At 68.6% G+C, this 18,385-nt stretch carries 17 protein-coding genes; 5 read left to right on the top strand and 12 right to left on the bottom strand.

Annotated features, from left to right (window positions below):
• Positions 1-12: 12 nt before the first annotated feature.
• From IPF36_RS09030 to IPF36_RS09015, 4 genes are all read right to left on the bottom strand, one after another.
• On the bottom strand, positions 13-1,407 hold the full coding sequence (locus IPF36_RS09030; protein ID WP_135702833.1) for an MFS transporter: 1,395 nt from the start codon (positions 1,405-1,407) through the stop codon (positions 13-15).
• 173 nt (positions 1,408-1,580) lie between these two features.
• Complete coding sequence (locus IPF36_RS09025; protein WP_133094516.1) at positions 1,581-1,811, bottom strand: DUF2783 domain-containing protein; 231 nt, start codon at positions 1,809-1,811, stop codon at positions 1,581-1,583.
• Between the two features lie 36 nt (positions 1,812-1,847).
• Positions 1,848-3,563, bottom strand: a complete 1,716-nt coding sequence (locus tag IPF36_RS09020) for an FAD-dependent oxidoreductase (protein WP_195427821.1) — start codon at positions 3,561-3,563, stop codon at positions 1,848-1,850.
• A gap of 63 nt (positions 3,564-3,626) precedes the next feature.
• On the bottom strand, positions 3,627-4,586 hold the full coding sequence (locus IPF36_RS09015; protein ID WP_133094518.1) for an MBL fold metallo-hydrolase: 960 nt from the start codon (positions 4,584-4,586) through the stop codon (positions 3,627-3,629).
• Between the two features lie 323 nt (positions 4,587-4,909).
• Between IPF36_RS09015 and IPF36_RS09010 the strand changes: the two genes are divergently transcribed.
• Positions 4,910-5,752: an IclR family transcriptional regulator gene (locus IPF36_RS09010; RefSeq protein ID WP_195427820.1), complete on the top strand. Its 843-nt coding sequence runs from the start codon at positions 4,910-4,912 to the stop codon at positions 5,750-5,752.
• The gene (locus IPF36_RS09005; RefSeq protein WP_133094520.1) at positions 5,749-6,609 is read left to right on the top strand and encodes an IclR family transcriptional regulator; all 861 of its coding nucleotides are present in this window, start codon (positions 5,749-5,751) and stop codon (positions 6,607-6,609) included. The genes IPF36_RS09010 and IPF36_RS09005 overlap by 4 nt, the downstream gene beginning before the upstream one ends.
• A gap of 9 nt (positions 6,610-6,618) precedes the next feature.
• On the opposite strand, the gene IPF36_RS09000 is transcribed toward IPF36_RS09005, so the two are convergent.
• Positions 6,619-7,599 (bottom strand): tripartite tricarboxylate transporter substrate binding protein, encoded by a 981-nt coding sequence (locus tag IPF36_RS09000; RefSeq protein WP_195427819.1) that lies wholly within the window; start codon positions 7,597-7,599, stop codon positions 6,619-6,621.
• Positions 7,600-7,733: 134 nt separating this feature from the next.
• Positions 7,734-9,713: a PAS domain-containing sensor histidine kinase gene (locus tag IPF36_RS08995; protein ID WP_195427818.1), complete on the bottom strand. Its 1,980-nt coding sequence runs from the start codon at positions 9,711-9,713 to the stop codon at positions 7,734-7,736.
• Positions 9,714-9,946: 233 nt separating this feature from the next.
• On the opposite strand from IPF36_RS08995, the gene IPF36_RS08990 reads away from it, so the two are divergent.
• From IPF36_RS08990 to IPF36_RS08980, 3 genes are all read left to right on the top strand, one after another.
• Positions 9,947-10,762 (top strand): helix-turn-helix domain-containing protein, encoded by an 816-nt coding sequence (locus IPF36_RS08990; RefSeq protein ID WP_133094523.1) that lies wholly within the window; start codon positions 9,947-9,949, stop codon positions 10,760-10,762.
• Positions 10,759-11,142, top strand: coding sequence for a flagellar transcriptional regulator FlhD (flhD, locus tag IPF36_RS08985; RefSeq protein ID WP_195427817.1), 384 nt, complete (start codon positions 10,759-10,761; stop codon positions 11,140-11,142). The genes IPF36_RS08990 and flhD overlap by 4 nt, the downstream gene beginning before the upstream one ends.
• A 69-nt stretch (positions 11,143-11,211) precedes the next feature.
• Positions 11,212-11,982 (top strand): hypothetical protein, encoded by a 771-nt coding sequence (locus IPF36_RS08980; protein WP_195427816.1) that lies wholly within the window; start codon positions 11,212-11,214, stop codon positions 11,980-11,982.
• A 10-nt stretch (positions 11,983-11,992) separates the two neighbouring features.
• Here the strand turns inward: IPF36_RS08980 and gabD are convergent, their stop codons facing one another.
• The 6 genes from gabD to IPF36_RS08950 all read right to left on the bottom strand — a co-directional run bounded on the left by gabD (position 11,993) and on the right by IPF36_RS08950 (position 18,336).
• Positions 11,993-13,441 (bottom strand): NADP-dependent succinate-semialdehyde dehydrogenase, encoded by a 1,449-nt coding sequence (gene gabD / locus IPF36_RS08975; RefSeq protein ID WP_195427815.1) that lies wholly within the window; start codon positions 13,439-13,441, stop codon positions 11,993-11,995.
• 234 nt (positions 13,442-13,675) lie between these two features.
• A complete protein-coding gene (locus IPF36_RS08970; protein ID WP_133094526.1) occupies positions 13,676-13,885 on the bottom strand; it encodes a DUF3079 domain-containing protein in 210 nt (69 codons plus the stop codon).
• Between the two features lie 127 nt (positions 13,886-14,012).
• Positions 14,013-14,228, bottom strand: a complete 216-nt coding sequence (locus IPF36_RS08965) for a hypothetical protein (protein ID WP_135702827.1) — start codon at positions 14,226-14,228, stop codon at positions 14,013-14,015.
• Between the two features lie 131 nt (positions 14,229-14,359).
• Entirely contained in the window at positions 14,360-15,556 is a 1,197-nt protein-coding gene (locus tag IPF36_RS08960; protein WP_195427814.1) for an AI-2E family transporter, read from the bottom strand.
• A 378-nt stretch (positions 15,557-15,934) separates the two neighbouring features.
• Entirely contained in the window at positions 15,935-17,356 is a 1,422-nt protein-coding gene (locus IPF36_RS08955; RefSeq protein ID WP_195427813.1) for an aldehyde dehydrogenase family protein, read from the bottom strand.
• A 71-nt stretch (positions 17,357-17,427) separates the two neighbouring features.
• Complete coding sequence (locus tag IPF36_RS08950; RefSeq protein WP_195427812.1) at positions 17,428-18,336, bottom strand: TauD/TfdA family dioxygenase; 909 nt, start codon at positions 18,334-18,336, stop codon at positions 17,428-17,430.
• Positions 18,337-18,385 lie beyond the last annotated feature (49 nt).

Here is an 18,385-nt window from a genome sequence, read left to right as displayed (position 1 = left end):
CCTTGCTGCAGGTTAATCCTGCCGGGCCTGGCGGGATCCTTGCGCGGGCTGGCGCGGCACGCCCAGCCACATCGCGAGCCCGCTGGCGAGCAGCAGTGCCGCCAGCAGCAACAGCGCATGGTCGAGGCTGCCGGTGCGGGTCTTGATTTGCCCGATCACCCACGGGCTGACGATGCCGCTGGTGATGCCGACGCTGCTGATCACGGCGATGCCGGCCGCGGCCCCCGCGCCCGGCAGGTAGCTGGGCGGCAGCGACCAGAACACCGGCAGAGCGGCAAAGATCAGCACGGCGGCAACCGACAGGATCGCCAGCATCATGGCCAGGCTGGAGGGGTGCAGCGTGAGCGCGGCCAGCGCCAGCGCGCCGCCGGCGGTGCACAGCAGGAAATGGCGGTGGCGCTCGCCGGTGCGGTCGGAATGGCGCGCGATCAGGATCAGCCCGACCGCACCGACGGCATTGGGCACCACCGAATACAGGCTGACCGACATCACATCGGTGATGCCGAAGTCGCGGATGATCAGCGGCATCCAGAAGCTCAGCGCAAGCGATCCGCACGTCAGCGAAAAATAGATAAGGGCGAACAGGTACACGCGCGGGTTGCGCAGCACCTGGCGCAGCGCCTGCAGCGAATGGCCGCCTTTCCCCGCGTCGGCCGCGCTGGCCGACCCGCCCGCCGCGGCGCGCGTCAGGTATGCGCGCTCATCGGGGCTGAGCCAGCGGGCCTGTTCCGGACCATCCACCAGGCAGCGCGCGGCAATCAGCCCCAGGAAAACCGCGGGCGCACCTTCGATCGCGAACATCCACTTCCAGCCTTGCAGGCCGAGCACGCCGGCCATGTCGCGCATGATCCAGCCCGAGACCAGGCCGCCGAGCACGCCCGCCACCGCCACGCCGGCAAAGAAGATCGCCATCACCGCGGCGCGGCGCCGTGCCGGGAACCAGTAGGTCAGGTAGAGCACGATGCCGGGGAAGAAGCCCGCCTCGAACACGCCCAGCAGGAAGCGCAGCGTGTAGAACTGCGCCGGCGTCGACACGGCCATCATGCCCACCGAGGCCAGGCCCCACAGCACCATGATGCGCGTGAAGGTGCGGCGCGCGCCGAAGCGCGCCAGCAGCATATTGCTCGGCACCTCGCACAGCACGTAGCCAACGTAGAAGATCGCGGCGCCCAGCCCGTACATGGCGTCGCTGAAGCCCAGGTCATGCTTCATCTGCAGCTGGGCGAAGCCGATGTTGATGCGGTCCAGGAACGAGACCACGTAACAGACGAACAGGAACGGGATGATGCGCAGCCACACCTTGCGGTAGAGCGCGTCTTCCTCGCGCGCCGCCAGCGTGGGCGGGGCAGTGATGTTGGCGGGCGTCAGATGCAGGGACGCAAGATCCCCTGAGACCGGATGGCTCATGCTGTTGTCTCCGTATTTTCGGTAGCTGCGGTGGTGGCTGCGCGTGTCGCGCCTGGGTGGTTGCAGCCAGGGAATGGCGCCGCCGGGCGCGTCTGTTGCGCGCTGGCTGGCGGACCCGGGTCAGGCCGGGGAAAGAGCGGAGCGGGGCGCGGCGTGGCCGCGCCCGTGGCGTGTCAGGCGGCCGGCGCCGCAGTGCCCGGCATGTCGGCCACGCCTTCGCGCGCGGCCTGCAGCGCGGCCAGCAGCACGTCGTGGTCGCCGATATGGTTGGCCAGCAGCAGGATCAGCTGCGCGTTGGCGGCCTGGCTCTGGGCGTCGTCGAGATCGCGGTGCATCTCGATCAGCGCTTCGTAGAAATCGTCGGGCCGGGCAAGGTTGGGTTGCGTATTGAGGGTGGCGGGCATGTTGTGGTCTCCTGTTCTCGAGCGGTCCGGCGTGCCTCAGGCGGCGATCCGGCCAGGGGCCGCGGCCAGGCCGGCACCGGTGGCACGCGCCAGCGCGGCGCGGATCGCGGCGGGGTCGGCGCGCCGCCAGCGCGCGCACACATGCTGGTCGGGCCGCACCAGGTAGCAGGTGCCGGGCGCGGCGCCGTAGCGGGCCGCGGCGAGGCCCTGGTCGTCGCGCAGCACGGTGGCGTTGGAACAGGTCATCGCCGGCTGCGCCGCGTCCGTGGCGTAGACCAGCCGCAGCGGCACGTTGCCCTGGCTGAGCGCGGACAGGTCGGCCAGCGTGGCGGCGTCGATGGCATCGGGATTGCCGAACAGCAGCACGGTGAAGTCCTGTCCCAGGTGCGACAGCAGCCAGCCGGCACCCTGCGGCCCGGATACCGGCGCGTCGGCGCAGACCGCGCCGGGCACCATGCCGCCGGCATACCCCTCATCGGCATCGCCGGTGTTCAGCGGCGAGCCGTGCAGCACCGCCGGCACCGACAGGCGGCCGCTGTTGACCAGGCCGCGGGCAAAGGCGTGCCGCTTCGACAGCGTCAGCACCGCATCGCGGAAGACGCGGCTGACGGGGCTCTTGGGCGTGATGAAGTCGGTGGCGCGGGTCGAGTTCAGGAGGTTCTCGTCGGCGGCGTATTCGCGCTCGCTGGCGTAGGTATCGAGCAGGCTGTCGGCAGCGTGGCCCTGCAGCACGTAGGCCAGCTTCCACGCCAGGTTCTCGGCGTCCTGCACACCGCTGTTGGCACCGCGCGCCCCGAACGGCGAAACGCCGTGCGCCGAGTCGCCGGCAAACAGGATATTGCCGTGGCGGAAGCTGTCCATGCGCAGGCACGAGAAGGTGTACACGCTGACCCATTCCAGCTCGAACTTGACGTCCTTGCCGAGCAGTGCCTGCACGCGCGGGATCACGCGCTCGGGCGATTTCTCCAGCACCGGGTCGGCGTCCCAGCCGAGCTGGAAGTCGATGCGCCAGACATTGTCCGGCTGGCGGTGCAGCAGCACCGACTGGTTGGGGTGGAAGGGCGGGTCGAACCAGAACCAGCGCTCGCTGGGGAAGTCGGCTTCCATCTTCACGTCGGCGATCAGGAAGCGGTCGCGGAAGGTGCGGCCCTTGCTGTCCAGCCCGAGCAGCTTGCGCATCGGGCTGCGCGAACCGTCGGCCGCCACCACGTAGCGCGCGGCCAGCGGGTAGCTGCCTTCAGGCGTCTCGACGGTCAGCACGGCGCCATCCGCGCGCTGCTCCAGCCCGACCACCTTGTTGTGCCAGCGGATCTCGATATTGGGCAGCGCCTGCGCGCGCTCCAGCAGGAAGCCTTCGACGTAGTACTGCTGCAGGTTGATAAAGGCCGGGCGGCGATGCCCGCTTTCCGGCAGCAGGTCGAAGCTGTAGACCTGCTGGTCGCGCAGGAATACCTTGCCAACGTTCCAGCTCACGCCCTTGTCCACCATGCGCTCGCCGCAGCCCAGCCGGTCGAAGATGTCCAGCGTGCGCTTGGCGAAGCAGATGGCGCGCGAACCGGTGGACAGCGTGCAGTCGTCGTCGACCAGCACCACGCGCACGCCGCGCTGGGCCAGGTCGATGGCGGTGGCCAGCCCGATCGGACCGGCACCCACCACCACGACAGGATGGACCGGGCCATCCGCCTGCCCGGCACGCTGTTCCGCGCAGGGTTGGTACTCAAATGACAACCGCTGGTAGTCGATGCTGCTCATGCCTGTCTCTCCATCCAACTCTGTGTTGCTTCGTTGCCCGACTTGTTATGGGTCTTCGGCCGCTCAGTCCTGCAGCGCGGCCCACATTTCCTTGTCGCGCTGCGCGGTCCAGATGCGCGGGTGGCGGATGCCGCTGGCCTCGTCATAGGCGCGCGAGACGTCGAATGGCAGGCAGTGTTCGTAGATGAAGACATGGCCGAACTTCGGGTCCATGGCCTGGCGCGTATGCGCCATCGCGGCCTTCAGGTCGAGCTTCTCGGCCACCGCTTCCTTGCCCGACTGGAACAGCGTGGTGACGAAGTCCTTGGTGTAGGCGAGGCCCTTCCTGACCTCTTCCGGCGTGGTCAGCGCGGGGCCGCGGCCGGGAACCAGCTTCTCGGGGTTGAGCGCCTGCAGCGCGTCGAGCGTGGCGGGCCATTCTTCGAGCTGGGCGTCGCCGCAATAGCAGGCGGCGTCGTACTCGACCAGGTCGCCGGAGAACAGCACCTTCTGCTGCGGCAGCCAGACCACGGTGTCGCCCTTGGTGTGGCCCGAGCCCAGGTGGGCGATGCGCACTTCCAGCTTGCCGAGGAACAGCGTGATTTCCTTCTCGAACACCAGCGTCGGCCAGGTCAGGCCGGGCACGGTCTCGACGCCGGCAAACAGGCGCGGGAAGCGCTCGATCTCGGACTTCATGTCCGCCTCGCCGCGCTCGACGATCATTTCCCAGGTGCCGCGGCTGGCGATGACCTGCTGCGCGCCTTCGGCGAAGTAGGCAGATGCGCCCAGCACGCGCACCGCGTGGTAGTGCGACAGCACTACGTACTTGATGGGCTTGTCGGTAATGGTGCGGATGCGCGCGATCAGGTCCTGCGCCATCGCCGGCGTGGCGGTGGTATCGACGATCAGAACGCCGTCGTCGCCGATCACGACGCCGGAATTGGGGTCGCCCTCGGCGGTGTAGGCCCAGGCGTTCTCGGACAGCTGGGTGAAGGTGACTTGCTTGGCTTCGAGGTCGGCCTGGGATGCGAATGCCTTGGACATGGCGTCTTCCTTTGTGTGTGGGGGAGGCAAGACGGCACGTGCGCGCGGCGGGTGTACCGCAGTTCGGGGCTGGCGGCACGGGCTGTCTCGCCCCCGTTTCTATGGGTCTTCCACGCGGCGGTGCCGGCGTGTTTCGACGGGGTAGTGCAATCTTAGGAAAGACCGTTTAATTAATCAATAGCTAATTCGTTCGTCTATAGCAAATAATGGTGCGACACGAGACCAACGGATCGCGTACCGCGCGATCGCGGGTTTACCCCGATTCGAAGGCGCGTGGATGGCGTTCGATTAATATCCGGGTTTTCCGATCACACAAGGTGGCGATGGCCAGGGGCAAGGCAACCGGCGCGGCCGGCAACGCTGACAAGGAAGGAAAGCCGGAAAAGGCTGACAAGGCCCAGCGCGGCATCCAGAGCGTGGAAGTCGGCGGCCGGCTGCTGGCCGCGCTGGCGGCGGCGCGCGTACCGATGCCGCTGGCCGCGCTGGCCGAGGCCGCGCAGCTGGCGCCGGCGCAGGCGCACGCCTACCTGGTCAGCCTGACGCGCCTGGGCCTGCTCAAGCGCGACCATGTCTCCGGCCGCTACGAGCCCGGCCCGCTATCGCTGCAGCTGGGCATGCTGCGCCTGGAGCAGGATCCGGCCTACCGCGCCGCGGTGCCGCGCGTCGACGCGCTGGCGCGGTCGTCGGGCTTCAGCGTGGCCATCAGCATCGCCGGGCCGCAGGGGCCGACCATCGTGCGCTACGTGCCTGCCAGCGCGCCGCTGCACGTGAACCTGCACGTGGGCACGGTGATGGCGCTGGCGGCCACCGCCACCGGCCGCGTCTACTGCGCGTTCCGGCCGCCGGCGCAGTGGCAGCCGCTGTGGCGCACGCAGCAGCCGGACGCCACGGAGGCGCAGTTGGCTGACTTCGGCGCAGTGCTGCAGGGAATCCGCGAACGCGGCATCGAGCGCAGCATCGACACGCCCAGCCCCGCGGTCAGCAGCCTCAGCGTGCCGGTGCTGGACGCTGCCGGGACGCTGCGGCTGGTGCTGACGCTGGTTGGCTCGACCGGCGCCATCGACGTCGACTGGAATGGCACGGCCGCACGGGCGCTGATGGCAGCAGCGGCCGATATCGCAGCGTTGCTGCGTGCGGAAGGCGCGGAGGAGGCAAGCCCGGCATGACCCCGACCCGCATACCCGACCCGGACGGCATCGCCGGCCCGGATGCCGAAGCCGAAGGCGGCAAGCCGCAGCGCGGCATCCAGTCTCTCGACAGCACCGGCCAGCTGCTGGGCGCGCTGGTCGCGGCGGGCCGTCCGCTGGCCTTGCGCGATCTCGCGCTGGCTGCCGGCATGCCCCCCGCCAAGGCATTCCCGCACCTGGTCAGCCTGCAGAAGACCGGACTGCTCGCGCGCGATGCCGCCGGCAACTACCTGTGCGGCCCGCTGGGGCTTGAGCTCGGACTGGTCGCGCTGCAGCGGCTGTCGCCGACGCGCGAGGCCGAGCCCGAAGTGATCGAACTGGCCGGCACCACCGGCCTGAGCGTGGCCATGGCCGTGCTGGGCCCGATGGGTCCGACCGTGGTCAGGCTGGAGGAATCGGCGCGGCCCCAGCATGTCAGCCTGCGCGTCGGCACGGTGCTGTCGCTGGTCCATACCGCGATCGGCCGTACCGTGGCCGCGCACCTGCCGGGCAACGTGCTTGCCGGGCTGCTGCAGACCGACTACCTGCGCATGGCCGGCGCTGCCGTCGGGCAGGTGCTGGGGGAAGACGGAAAGCCTGCGCCCGACTACGCCGCCCGCCTGGCCAAGGTGCGCGAGGCGCAGATCGACAACGCGCTGAGCCACCCGGTGCCGGGCATCGATACGCTGGCGGCGCCGGTGTTCGATCACACCGGCAGCCTGGCGCTGGTGATCGCGGTGATGGGATCGAGCGGCAGCTTCGACAGCGGCACCGAAGGCGCGCCCGCCGCGCTGGTGCGGCAGGCGGCGCGGCGGTTGTCGTGGCGCTTCGGCGCGTTGCGCGGCGCGGCCGGCTGAGCCGGCTGCTTACTGGTCCAGCCGGATGTTGGCAGACTTGATCAGCCCATCCCACTTTTCGTATTGCGCGCGGATATAGCTGCCGAACTGCGCGGGCGTGGCCGGGAACGGCACCGTGCCCTGGCTCGCGAGCTTCGCCGACAACTCCGGCTGCTTCAGCGCGGCAACGATCTCGCCGTTGAGCCGGTCGATCACTGCCTTGGGCGTGCCGGCCGGTGCGGCCACGCCGAACCATGCCGTCAGCTCATAGTTGGGCACGCCCGCCGCGGCCAGCGTAGGCACGTCCGGCAGCTGTTCCGAGGGCTTTTGCGTGGTCACCGCCAGCGCGCGCACGCGGTAGTCGCGGATATACGGCAGCGCGGTGGATACGCTGTCGAACATCATCGTGATGCGGCCGCCGATCAGGTCGGTCATGGAGGCGGCGCTGCCCTTGTACGGAATGTGCGCGATATTGACACCGGCGAGATGGGTAAACAATTCACCAGCCAGGTGCGACGACGAGCCGTTGCCGAACGAGCCGTAGGTCAGCCTGCCCGGCTCCTTGCGCGCCAGCGCCAGCAGTTCCTGCACGTTGCGCGCCGGCACCGACGGATGTACCACCAGCACGTTGGGCAGGTAGGCCACGGATGCGACCGGGGCGAAATCCTTGAGCGGGTCGTAGCCCGGCTTGGCATACAGGCTCTTGTTGACCGCCAGCGAGCCGAAGGTGCCGAACAGCAGCGTGTAGCCGTCGGCCGGCGCGCGCGCCACGGCGATGGCAGCCAGGTTGCCGCCGGCGCCGGGCCGGTTGTCTATCACCACCGGCTGCTGCAGCCGCGCCGACAGGGCATTGCCGATCTCGCGCGCCAGCAGGTCGGTCGCGCCGCCGGGCGGGAAGGGCACCACCAGCCGGACCGGCTTGTCCGGGTAGTCCGCCAGTGCCGTGCCTGCCGCCGTGGCGGCGAATGCGAACAGCAGCCCGCTGGCTGCACGCCTGATCCAACCCTGCATCGCTGTCTCCTCCATGTGTTTTCTGGCGATGGAACGGGCCTCAGTGTGTCGCAGCGCGCGCAAGCGCGGGTTTGGCTTTGGCGAAGGCGGCCTTCCGCCGCCTGCACAGCGTGCAGCGGGCGGCCGCGGGCAACTTATTCGGGCCGCTGCAGGCGCGCGATGGTGCCGAACAGCGTCTCCAGCTCCACCGGCTTGACCAGGTGCGCGTCGAACCCCGCGCGCTCGCTCTGCTGCCGGTCGGCAGGCTGGCCGAAGCCGGTCAGCGCGATGTAGCGGGTCTGGTCGGTGCCGGCCACGCCGCGCAGGGCGCGCACCACCTCGAAGCCGTCCATGCCCGGCATGGCCAGGTCGATCAGCGCGATATGCGGACGGCAGCGCGGCGCCACGTGCAGCGCCTCGGCGCCGTCGTAGGCAATGGTCACGTCGTGGCCGCACATTTCCAGCAGCATCGCCAGGCTGTCGGCGGCATCGCGGTTGTCGTCGACCAGCAGGATGCGCTGTGCCTGCAGCACGACGTTGGCACGGCCGCCGGCCGCGGCGCGCCCCGGTGGCTGCATCGTGGCGGCTTCCTGTGCCACCGGCAGCGGCAGCCGCAAGGTGAAGGTGCTGCCCATGCCGGGCCCGGCGCTGGCTGCGGCAATGGTGCCGCCATGCAGTTCCACCAGCGCGCGGCACAGCGACAGGCCGATGCCCAGACCGCCATGCGCATCGGTGCCGGGGCGGCTTTCCTGCACGAACATGGTGAAGATGTCGTCCAGCGATTGCGGCGCGATGCCGCGGCCCTGGTCGATCACCTGTACCAGAAGGGTACGTTTTTGTACGGCGGTGACGATGCTGATGGTCGTCTGCGCCGGCGAGAACTTCGACGCATTCAGGATCAGGTTCTGCATCACCTGCACCAGCCGGGTCTTGTCGGCGTGCATCGGGATCGACGCGGCGTGGGCCTGCACCGCGACGTGCTGCGACTTGGCCTCGAGCGACGGCCGTGCCGCCTCGGTGGCGAGCGCGATCACTTCGTTGAACTCGAGCGGCCCGGTGCGCAGCTCGATGCGCCCGGAGTTGATGCGGCCGATGTCGAGCAGGTCGTCGACCAGCCGGCTCAGGTGCGTGACCTGGCGTTCGATCAGGCTCAGGCTCCTGTCGGCCAGTGCCTCGTCGCCGGGCGCGAGCCGCATTGCCGCCAGCGCGCTGTGCACCGGCGCCAGCGGATTGCGCAGCTCATGCGACAGCGTGGCCAGGAATTCGCTCATGCGCTGGCTGGAGCGCTCCAGCTCTACGTGGCGGCGGCGCTCGCTCATGTCGCGGGTGACCTTGGCGAAGCCCCGCAGCGCGCGCGATTCGTCGTAGACGGCGGTCAGCGTGACGTTGGCCCAGAACAGCGAACCGTCCTTGCGCACGCGCCAGCCTTCGTCCTCGACGCGGCCGGCGCGGCGGGCCTTCTCGAGCAGCCGCGCGGGCTTGCCGGCGGCAATGTCGTCGGGCGGGTAGAACACCGAGAAATGCCGGCCCAGGATCTCGTCGCGGCGATAGCCCTTGATGTATGAGGCGCCGGCATTCCAGCTGACGATATTGCCGGCGGGATCGAGCATGAAGACCGCGTAGTCCTTCACGCCCTCCACCAGCAGCCGCAGCGTTTCCTCGCTCTGGCGCAGTGCTTCGGCGGTGCGGCGCTGGGCGGTCATGTCGCGCGTGACCTTGCCGAAGCCGATCAGCTTGCCGTCCGGATCCTTGAGGGCCGTGATCACCACATTGGCCCAGAAGCGGCTGCCATCCTTGCGCACGCGCCAGCCTTCATCCTCGAAGCGCCCGAACTCGGCGGCGGCCTTGAGCTCGGCATCCGGCCAGCGCCGTGCCACGGCGTCGGGCGTGTAGAAGGTCGAGAAGTGCTTGCCCAGGATATCTTCGCGGGTATAGCCCTTGATGCGCGCGGCGCCCTTGTTCCAGCTCGACACATGCCCGGTCACGTCGAGCGTGAAGATGGCGTAGTCCTGCACGGACTCGACCAGGGTCCGGTAGGGGGCGTCGGCAGCCACGTCGCCGGGCGCGTTGCCTTGCGACTCGCGGAGTGACGCGTGTGCGGCCGGGCCGTCGGCGCCGGCGGGGTCTTTCTTCATGGCGAAATCTGGGTTCGCTGCTGCCGGCTTGCCGGCGATGTCTGGAAGCGAGCGCCGCCGCGCGGCGCTGCGCATGACATAGCATACGCGCCTCGCGCCGAAGCAGGCGGCCGCGGCGCCTGGGTGGTCCGAAGGTTCGCGACGATGATTCGGAATATACAGATTGTTACGCGGTGCACGATCCATAGAATCGGTCACATGTTTTAAACGCCGTCAATCTTTGTCACGAAACAATGCAATTGCCACCGACCAGCGGCCGGTCCGCGTCGCCCGATGCGCTGCCTTGCTGCGACAGCTGCCCCCACGCGCAGGGCTGCCAGGGGGCCGGCCTGGTACGGCATGCGCATCCCGCGGCCGGTCCGCAGCCGCAGCGCGGCGTCCGGCTGCGCAAGGGGCAGCCGCTGTACCTGATCGGCGATCCGGTCACCGCGCTCTATGCGATCCGAGTCGGCACGCTCAAGACGCATGTCACCACCGAAGACGGCCGCACGCAGGTGGTTGGCTTCCATTTTCCGGGTGAACTGGTCGGGCTCGACAGCCTCGTGCGCACTCGCTACGCGTCGTATGCCACGGCGCTGGAAGACACCAAGCTGTGCATGATCGCGGTCGACCTGGGCAGTGCCGCCATGGCCGCAGCGCCTGCGCTGGCCATCCAGCTGTTCCTGGCGCTCGACTGCATGACCCAGCGCGCGCGGGCCATGCAGACCATGCTGGCGCTGATGACTGCCGAGGAGCGGCTGGTAACGTTCCTGCTGTGGATGGCCGACGGCTTCGCGGCGCGCGGCTTTTCCTCGTCGGCGTTCATCCTGCGCATGAGCCGCGAGGAAATCGGCAGCTATGTCGGCCTGACGCTGGAGACGGTCAGCCGCCAGTTCTCGCGGATGGCAGGGATCGGGCTGATCCGCGTGCGGAACCGTTGCGTCGAGTTGCTGGACAAGCCCGCGCTGCGCGCCATCGCAGAACGCCCGAAGATCTCGGCGCGCACCGCCCCGGACACCGTCGCCGGCTCCGCAGGTACCGCCATTGGCACCACGGCGTTTATCCAATGAAGCGCAAACCGGAGCACGCCGACACGAGCGCAGGCACGACGCGCGGCGCGACGGACCTCGGCGCTGCCGGGGCTGACATCCTGCGCGACATCCAGCAGCTGAACCTGTCCTACCTGATGCTGGCGCAGCGCCTCCTGCGCGAGCACGAAGCCGAGGCGCTGTTCCGGCTTGGCATTCGGCAGGAGCTGGGGCGCGCGCTGGCCGCGCTGGCCCCGGCGCAGATGGTGGCCCTGGCGCAATCGAACCTGCTGCTGTGCCGCTTCAGGCTGGAAGACAGCAAGGTGCTGGCATCGTTGACGGCGCCCGAGGCGCGCCACCCGCTGCAGGGCATGCATGCGGCGATCGTGATGGCCTCGCAGCCTGCCGGCGGGACGCGCTGATGCCAGCCCTGGCACTTGCGCGCCCCGCCACCGCCCGCATGGGCATAGCAACCAACCATGGAGTTATTGATGACGGGTACCGCCTCGAGCTACGTCGAGACCAGCCTGAGACTGTCCGGCAACGCGGGCCAGCCGGGCACATTGCCGACCCGCACTGAAATCACCGGCATGCCGCACGCGCACGCGCTGCTCCGAGCGCTGCCGGGCGACGCCATCGCGCAGCGCTGCATCGAAGCCGCACTGCGCGTGCTGGTGCAGGCGGGACACCAGCCGGTGCGCACGGTGGTGTACAGCGGGCAGGGACGGCAGGCGTCGCTGGACTTCTACGTCGAGGCCGGCTTGGTGGCGTGCTGCGAGCTCGATGGCGCGCTGCAGCGCCAGCTGGCCAGCCTGTGCACGAGCGTGCTGCCACCGGGGCTGGCGCTGTCGGTGCGGCCGATCGGCACGTATGTGCCCGACGGCCCGACGGCGGGCCAGCGCGGCGCGGCGGAGCGCTTGCGCAAGTGCGCCGGCGATTTGCTGTGCCGCGGCGGCGAGATGAACCAGCGGCTGTCGTCGGTTTGCGCCTACCTGGCGGCGCTCCACGATGCGCAGGCCACTGCCGACCGGCTTGGCCACCTCGACCAGAGCCTGTTCGGCAAGGGCCAGGAATCGCTGTCGTGGCGCCTGCGCCGGCATCACAGCGTGGAAGGGCGGGCGCTGGCACAGGCGCTCGAAGCGCTGTCGCGGGCCGCCGACTGCGCGCTGCATGAGCTGGGCAAGCCGTACGGCGCCGACCATGCGCGCTACCAGTTCGAGCAGATGCAGCGCTTCTGTGAGCAGATCGAGCGGATTCGCTAGGGCGCGCGGGTCAGATCCCGGCCATGCAGGTGTACTTGATGACCAGGTAATCCTCGATACCGTAGTGCGAACCCTCGCGGCCCACGCCCGACTGCTTGACGCCGCCGAAGGGCGCCACCTCGTTCGAGATCAGCCCGGTATTGACGCCCACCATGCCGTACTCCAGCCGCTCGGACACGCGCCAGACGCGGCCCAGGTCGCGCGCATAGAAGTAGCTGGCCAGGCCGAACTCGGTATCGTTGGCCATTGCCACGACCTCGTCCTCGGTGTCGAAGCGGAACAGCGGCGCGAGCGGCCCGAAGGTTTCCTCGCGCGCCACCAGCATGCCGGGCGCGACATCGGCCAGCACGGTCGGCTGGAAAAACGAATGGCCGAGCGCGTGGCGCTGGCCGCCATGCAGCACGCGCGCACCCTTGCCGACGGCGTCGGCGATATGCTCCTCGACCTTGGCCACGGCCTTGTCGTCGATCAGCGGCCCGATGCGCACGCCGTCATCCATGCCGTTGCCGACCTTGAGCGCGGCCACCGCCGCCACCAGCTTCTTCGCAAAGGCCTCGTACACGCCCGCCTGCACATAGATGCGGTTGGCGCAAACGCAGGTCTGGCCGGCGTTGCGGTATTTCGACACGATCGCCCCTTCCACCGCGGCATCGAGGTCGGCATCGTCGAACACGATGAAGGGCGCGTTGCCGCCCAGCTCCATCGATACCTTCTTGATGGTCGACGCGGTCTGCGCCATCAGCACGCGGCCCACCTGCGTCGAGCCGGTAAAGGTCAGCTTGCGCACCAGCGGGTTGCCGCTCATCTCGCCGCCGATCGCGCTCGCCGAGCCCGTCACCACCGACAGCACGCCGGCCGGAATGCCGGCACGCTCGGCCAGCGCCACCAGCGCCAGCGCGGTCAACGGCGTCTGCGACGCGGGCTTGAGCACCATGGTGCAGCCGACTGCCAGCGCAGGGCCGCCCTTGCGCGTGATCATCGCCGCCGGGAAGTTCCACGGCGTGATCGCCGCGCACACGCCGACAGGCTCCTTGGTGACGACGATGCGCTGGTTGGTGGCCGGCGCGGGAATGGTGTCGCCATAGACCCGCTTGCCTTCTTCGGCAAACCATTCGATGAATGAGGCCGCATAGGCAATTTCGCCGCGTGCCTCGGCGATCGGCTTGCCCTGCTCTGCGGTCATGATGCGCGCCAGGTCTTCCTGGTTGGCCAGGATCAGCTCGAACCACTTGCGCAGCAGCACCGAACGTTCCTTGGCCGTGCGCGCGCGCCAGGCGGGCAGGGCGCGGTTGGCGGCTTCGATGGCCTGGCGGGTTTCCTCGGCGCCCAGCTGCGGCACCTGGCCGACGCGTTCGCCGGTGGCGGGGTTGGTCACGTCGATGCGGCGCTCGCCATCGGTCCAGCGGCCGTCGATATAGCATTGCTGCCGCAGCAGCGAAGAATCCTGGAGGTTGAGCATGATGGTTCAGGTGGAAGGCTTTGGGGGCGGTAGGCGGAAGGGCTGGATAGCCTGAAGGCGATTGTAATCCGGCCCGCGTCGAGGTTCTTGCCGCCGCCGCGTGAAAGCGTGAAAGCCGTGCGGGGCCTGCCGCGCGTGCCGGTCATCGCGCGATGCCTGGGAAGGAGCCGGCATGCACCGGGCGTCCCGCGAGAAGCAGGACGGCTGGGTGAAGGTGCGGTGATGCGGGCCCGGTCAGGCCGGAGCGGGTCCGCGCGCGGGAGCGTCCGGAGCCTCGATGCCCCAGTCGCCGTAGTCGAGCCAGTCGTCGCCGAGCAGTTCGATGGGATGCTGCGTCCGGCTGGAGCCGTTGCCGCATCCCATGGCGTCGGTCGGGCAGTATTTGTCGCAACCCCAGCAGACGCGCTCGGGATGGCTTGGGTGCAGGGGAAATTTCTTGGCCATGGCGTGGTTGGCGGGCGGAAAGCGCCCGCTTGAGCCAGATTATCCGGCCCCCCAACAATGCAGATTTGCCCAAGATCAAGGCGGGCCGAAGCCCAGCGCGGACCTGCCGATTGCGCCGGCTCCGGCTTCAGCGCCAGCCATCGGCGTCCAGCCATGTCCAGCGGTCCGGCGCCTCGCCATCCGACGAGGCCAGCAGCAGGCTTTCGCCGCAATCGCCGCAGCGGTACACGAAAGCGTTCTGGCCGCTGGTGGTGCTTAGCGTGGCCGACTTCAGCAGGCGCGCATGTGGCGGGAAATGCCCCGGCCGGTCCAGTTGCGACAGGCAAAGGTCGCACAAAGGCATGTTGGTTCCTCCAGCACGAATTCCGCAGCAGGAAAAATGCTGTGGTGCAGCATCCGTGGATTGAGTATAGATGCATTGGGGATGCGCGGGTCCGCGCCGGTCTTGCGCCGGCGCGTGGGAAAGCGAACAGACTATTCGCCAAGGAACTCCGCCACCACTTCCAGCCCTTCGATGTGATCGGCCACGACCTTGGCAATGGTGATCAGCGGGATCGCGAGCAGCATGCCCCACACGCCCCACAGCCACGTGAACAGCAGCAGCGCCACGAACACCGCGACGGCATTCATCCTGGCCATGCGACCCGTCATCCAGGTGGTGACGAGCGAGCCGATCAGCGTGGCGATCAACAATGAGCCGCCCGCGGCTGCCGCGGCCATGCCGAGCGTGCCGAACTGCATGAACGTCACCATGCCCAGGCACAACGCGATCGCCATTGCGCCAAAGTAAGGCACCAGGTGCAGCGCGCCCGCCGCGATCGACCAGCTGCCCGCGTTATTGACGCCAAGCCATTTCAGCAGCAGCCAGGTACAGACCCCCAGCGCCGCATTGGTCACCAGCAGCATGCCCATGTAACGCTGGATCGAGCGGTTGACCTCGTCCAGCATGTGCACGCTGATTTTCTTTTCGGAGATGGTATTGCCGACCATCTTGATGAACTTGCGCTTGAAGGTGTCGCCCGCCAGCAGCAGGAAATAGAGCAGGAACACCACCACCACCGCCTGGCCGGCCATGGTGAAGATGCTCACCGAGCCGGCCAGCAGCATGGTGTTGATCTGGTCCCCCGAGTGGTCCACCACCACGTGCGGCACGCGCACCGGCGGCGGCTGCCCGGCGCCGCTGAGCACGGTGGCGGCGCGCCGGACCTTTTGCCACATCGAATCGTCGCCGCTCAGCAGGGCGCCGACCGAGCGCGACAGCTTGCTGGCCACCTCGGGCAGGCTGTTGACGATGGACTCCACCTGGCCTTGCAGCAGGTAGGCGCCGCTGAGCAGCGCGCACAGCAGCGCCAGCAGCACCACCGTGCCGGCCGCCACGCGCGGCATGCCCAGCCGCTGCAGCGCGCGCACCGGCGGGTCGAGCAGGTAGGCGAGCACGATCGCGATCACCACCGGCACCAGGAAATCACGGGCGAGATGCACGGCATAGAGCGAGAACAGCACTGCCAGCACGACCAGCGCCGTGCTGGCGCGCTGCAGGGCCGCGGACACCGTGGCAGGCGCAATCGCCACCGTCGGGGCGTCGGCCGGCGCTGCCGGATCTGCTTCCACAGGAGCAGGCGGCTCGGCATGCGGTATCGGGGACGGAGCAGGGTCGGGAACGGTCGACATAGCCGGCGCTTCGGCAAAAAAGGGGCTGTCTTTGAAATGTAGCTGCCTGGCGACGCGCGGCTGTCGGACGCCGCCGACTGCTGGTGTCAGACAAGGGCGGCTGGTCGGGGTGTGGCATGCACGGCATTTGCGCCTGCAAGTTGCCACGGCAATTTTGAACGGTCGGGACAGGTGGCGCGGGCATCCCCCATACAGCGGGCGCTGTCCGAACTGGTGAGGGAGGCCCTGCTGTACCGGCGCGCCGGGTTCGGTACCTTTGGCAACAAGGCGGAAAAGCCCGGCCGGCAGCTCAAGCGCTGCCGGGCCGGGCCTCTCATGGCCGGGCTCGTGTTGCGAGGCGCCCATTGCGGGGCGCCTGCGGCCGGGCCATTACGGCGGTCAGCCGGTGACGGTCTTGGTTTCGAGATACTCGGCGATGCCTTCCGGACCGAACTCGCGACCGTTGCCCGAGGCCTTGTAGCCGCCGAACGGCACCGAGATGTCCATCGACGCGCCATTGATGCGCACGCTGCCGGCCCGCAGGCGCGCGGCCAGCTTGCGGGTGCGCTCGGGGTTGGACGACGCGATGTACGCCGCCAGGCCGAACTCCGTATCGTTGGCGATGGCCACGGCGTCGTCCTCGGTGTCATAAGGCAGTATGCACAAGACCGGCCCGAAGATCTCTTCGCGCGCAATGGTCATGTCATTGCGCACGTCGGCAAAGACGGTCGGGCGGGCATAGAACCCTTGCGCCAGCCCCTCGGGACGGCCCGGGCCGCCGGCGGCCACGCGCGCGCCTTCCTCGATGCCGACGCCGATCAGCCGCTGCACCTTCTCGTACTGTGCGCGGTTGGAGAGCGGTCCCATTTTGGTCTGCGCATCGGCGGGGTCGCCCACCGTGACCGCGTTGGCCACCGCCGCGGCAATCTGCACCGCCTGTTCATACTGCGCGCGCGGCACCAGCATGCGGGTCGGCGCGATGCAGGTCTGCCCGGAATTCAGCATCACGTGGGCGACGCCGCCGGTCACGGCGGCCTGCAAATCGGCATCGTCCAGGATCACCAGCGGCGACTTGCCGCCCAGTTCCTGCGTCACGCGCTTGACCGTCGGCGCGGCGCTGATCGCCACCTCGACGCCGGCGCGCGTCGAGCCGGTGATCGAGACCATGTCGACATCGCGGTGCGACGACAGCGCCGTGCCGACCACGCGGCCTTCGCCAAAGACCATGTTGAATACACCCGGCGGCGTGCCGGCGGCATCCATGATCTCGGCAAAGATCTGCGCGTCGAGGGGCGCGATTTCCGATGGCTTGAGTACCACGGTACAGCCCGCCGCCAGCGCCGGCGCCACCTTGGCGGCGATCTGGTTCAGCGGCCAGTTCCATGGCGTGATCAGCGCCGCCACGCCGATGGCCTCGCGCAACAGGTAGCTCTTGCCGCGCTGGCTTTCGAATTCGAACTCGCGCAGCGCCTGCACCGTGGCCTGCAGTTGCGCCAGGCCGATCGCGGCCTGCAGGTTGGTGGCGACGGTGATTGGCGCGCCGATCTCCTGCCGCACCGCCTGCGCCAGGTCGCCCAGGCGCGCCTGGTACGCGGCCATGATGCGCTCGAGCAGGGCGATGCGGTCCTCTCGGGTGGATGCCGACCACGCCGGCAAGGCGGCGCGCGCGGCAGCTACCGCGTGGTCCACGTCGGCAGCCGTGCCCATGGCGATCCTGCCCGCCACCGACTCGGTGGCCGGATCGATGAGATCGGCCTGGGTCGCGCCCGGCGCGGGTTGCACCCACTGGCCGTTGATATAGAACTTGTCGACGAGTTTCATCGGGTTTGCCTCGCAGGTCGATGGGGTAATCGATGGGGTAATCGATGGGGTAATCGATGGGGAGGGGCCGCTCATACCGGACGGTCGCCGATGATGGTGGCGCGGTTCATGTGGCGCACGGCGGGGAAGTAGTCCTGCACCGCGTAGTGCTGCGTGGAGCGGTTGTCCCACAGGGCGATGGTGTCGGGCTGCCAGCGCAGGCGCACCTGGTATTCGGGCGCCGCCGCCTGGCGGTACAGGTATTGCAGCAGGTCCAGTTCGGCGGGGCGATAGTCCGAGCCGATGCGGTAGGCCTGTTCCTTGACAAAGTTGGCGAAGTGCGTGGTGAAGGCCTCGTTGACGAAGAGGATCTTCTCGCCGGTTTCCGGATGGGTGCGCACCACCGGATGCACCATCGGCGGGTACTTGGCGCGCATTTCCGCATACTTTTCCTCGGACAGCGCGGCGCCAAAGGTGGGCATCGCGTCATGGACCGCCTTCAGGTTGGCAATGCGCGCCTTCACGTCCTCGGGCAGCTTCTCATAGGCTGCGGCCATGTTGATCCAGATGGTGTCGCCGCCCACCTCGGGGCAGGTAATACAGCGCAGCATCGACCCCATCGAGGGAATCTCGCGCCAGGACACATCGGAGTGGTACAGGTTCTCACGCCCGCGCTTTTCGCCGTCGCGGCCGAACACCACCAGCTCGGGATGCTCGGGATGGTTGGTGAACATCGGATGCACTTCGAGTTCGCCGAAGCGGCGCGCGACGGCCACGTGCTGCGCCGGCGTGATCGCCTGCTTGCGGAAGAACAGCACCTTGTGCGTCAGCAGCGCGGCGCGCAGCGCGAGGTAGGTGCCGTCATCCAGGGCTTCGCGGAAATCGATGCCTTCGACTTCGGCGCCAATGGCAGGCGTGCAGCGGCGCACGGTGAACGGCCAGGAGGCTGGGTCTTGGGCGCGGAACGCTTCCGGGCTGAGGGTCAGGGCGGTGGCTTGCATGCGTTGTCTCCTTTGTGATGGCTGTTGCGGATGCAGTTCGCCGCCCGGA

Origin of the sequence: Cupriavidus sp. IK-TO18 (assembly GCF_015549295.1) — a bacterium.
Taxonomy (GTDB): Bacteria; Pseudomonadota; Gammaproteobacteria; order Burkholderiales; family Burkholderiaceae; genus Cupriavidus; species Cupriavidus oxalaticus_A.
Note: the sequence above shows the minus strand (reverse complement) of the source record. Positions and strands in the feature narration are given on the sequence as shown.

What these genes read in the sequence shown, in the direction of transcription:
- IPF36_RS09030 (WP_135702833.1), bottom strand. Translation starts at nt 1,407, where the DNA reads ATGAGCCATCCGGTCTCAGGGGATCTTGCGTCCCTGCATCTGACGCCC.
- IPF36_RS09025 (WP_133094516.1), bottom strand. Translation starts at nt 1,811, where the DNA reads ATGCCCGCCACCCTCAATACGCAACCCAACCTTGCCCGGCCCGACGAT.
- IPF36_RS09020 (WP_195427821.1), bottom strand. Translation starts at nt 3,563, where the DNA reads ATGAGCAGCATCGACTACCAGCGGTTGTCATTTGAGTACCAACCCTGC.
- IPF36_RS09015 (WP_133094518.1), bottom strand. Translation starts at nt 4,586, where the DNA reads ATGTCCAAGGCATTCGCATCCCAGGCCGACCTCGAAGCCAAGCAAGTC.
- IPF36_RS09010 (WP_195427820.1), top strand. Translation starts at nt 4,910, where the DNA reads ATGGCCAGGGGCAAGGCAACCGGCGCGGCCGGCAACGCTGACAAGGAA.
- IPF36_RS09005 (WP_133094520.1), top strand. Translation starts at nt 5,749, where the DNA reads ATGACCCCGACCCGCATACCCGACCCGGACGGCATCGCCGGCCCGGAT.
- IPF36_RS09000 (WP_195427819.1), bottom strand. Translation starts at nt 7,599, where the DNA reads ATGCAGGGTTGGATCAGGCGTGCAGCCAGCGGGCTGCTGTTCGCATTC.
- IPF36_RS08995 (WP_195427818.1), bottom strand. Translation starts at nt 9,713, where the DNA reads ATGAAGAAAGACCCCGCCGGCGCCGACGGCCCGGCCGCACACGCGTCA.
- IPF36_RS08990 (WP_133094523.1), top strand. Translation starts at nt 9,947, where the DNA reads ATGCAATTGCCACCGACCAGCGGCCGGTCCGCGTCGCCCGATGCGCTG.
- flhD (WP_195427817.1), top strand. Translation starts at nt 10,759, where the DNA reads ATGAAGCGCAAACCGGAGCACGCCGACACGAGCGCAGGCACGACGCGC.
- IPF36_RS08980 (WP_195427816.1), top strand. Translation starts at nt 11,212, where the DNA reads ATGACGGGTACCGCCTCGAGCTACGTCGAGACCAGCCTGAGACTGTCC.
- gabD (WP_195427815.1), bottom strand. Translation starts at nt 13,441, where the DNA reads ATGCTCAACCTCCAGGATTCTTCGCTGCTGCGGCAGCAATGCTATATC.
- IPF36_RS08970 (WP_133094526.1), bottom strand. Translation starts at nt 13,885, where the DNA reads ATGGCCAAGAAATTTCCCCTGCACCCAAGCCATCCCGAGCGCGTCTGC.
- IPF36_RS08965 (WP_135702827.1), bottom strand. Translation starts at nt 14,228, where the DNA reads ATGCCTTTGTGCGACCTTTGCCTGTCGCAACTGGACCGGCCGGGGCAT.
- IPF36_RS08960 (WP_195427814.1), bottom strand. Translation starts at nt 15,556, where the DNA reads ATGTCGACCGTTCCCGACCCTGCTCCGTCCCCGATACCGCATGCCGAG.
- IPF36_RS08955 (WP_195427813.1), bottom strand. Translation starts at nt 17,356, where the DNA reads ATGAAACTCGTCGACAAGTTCTATATCAACGGCCAGTGGGTGCAACCC.
- IPF36_RS08950 (WP_195427812.1), bottom strand. Translation starts at nt 18,336, where the DNA reads ATGCAAGCCACCGCCCTGACCCTCAGCCCGGAAGCGTTCCGCGCCCAA.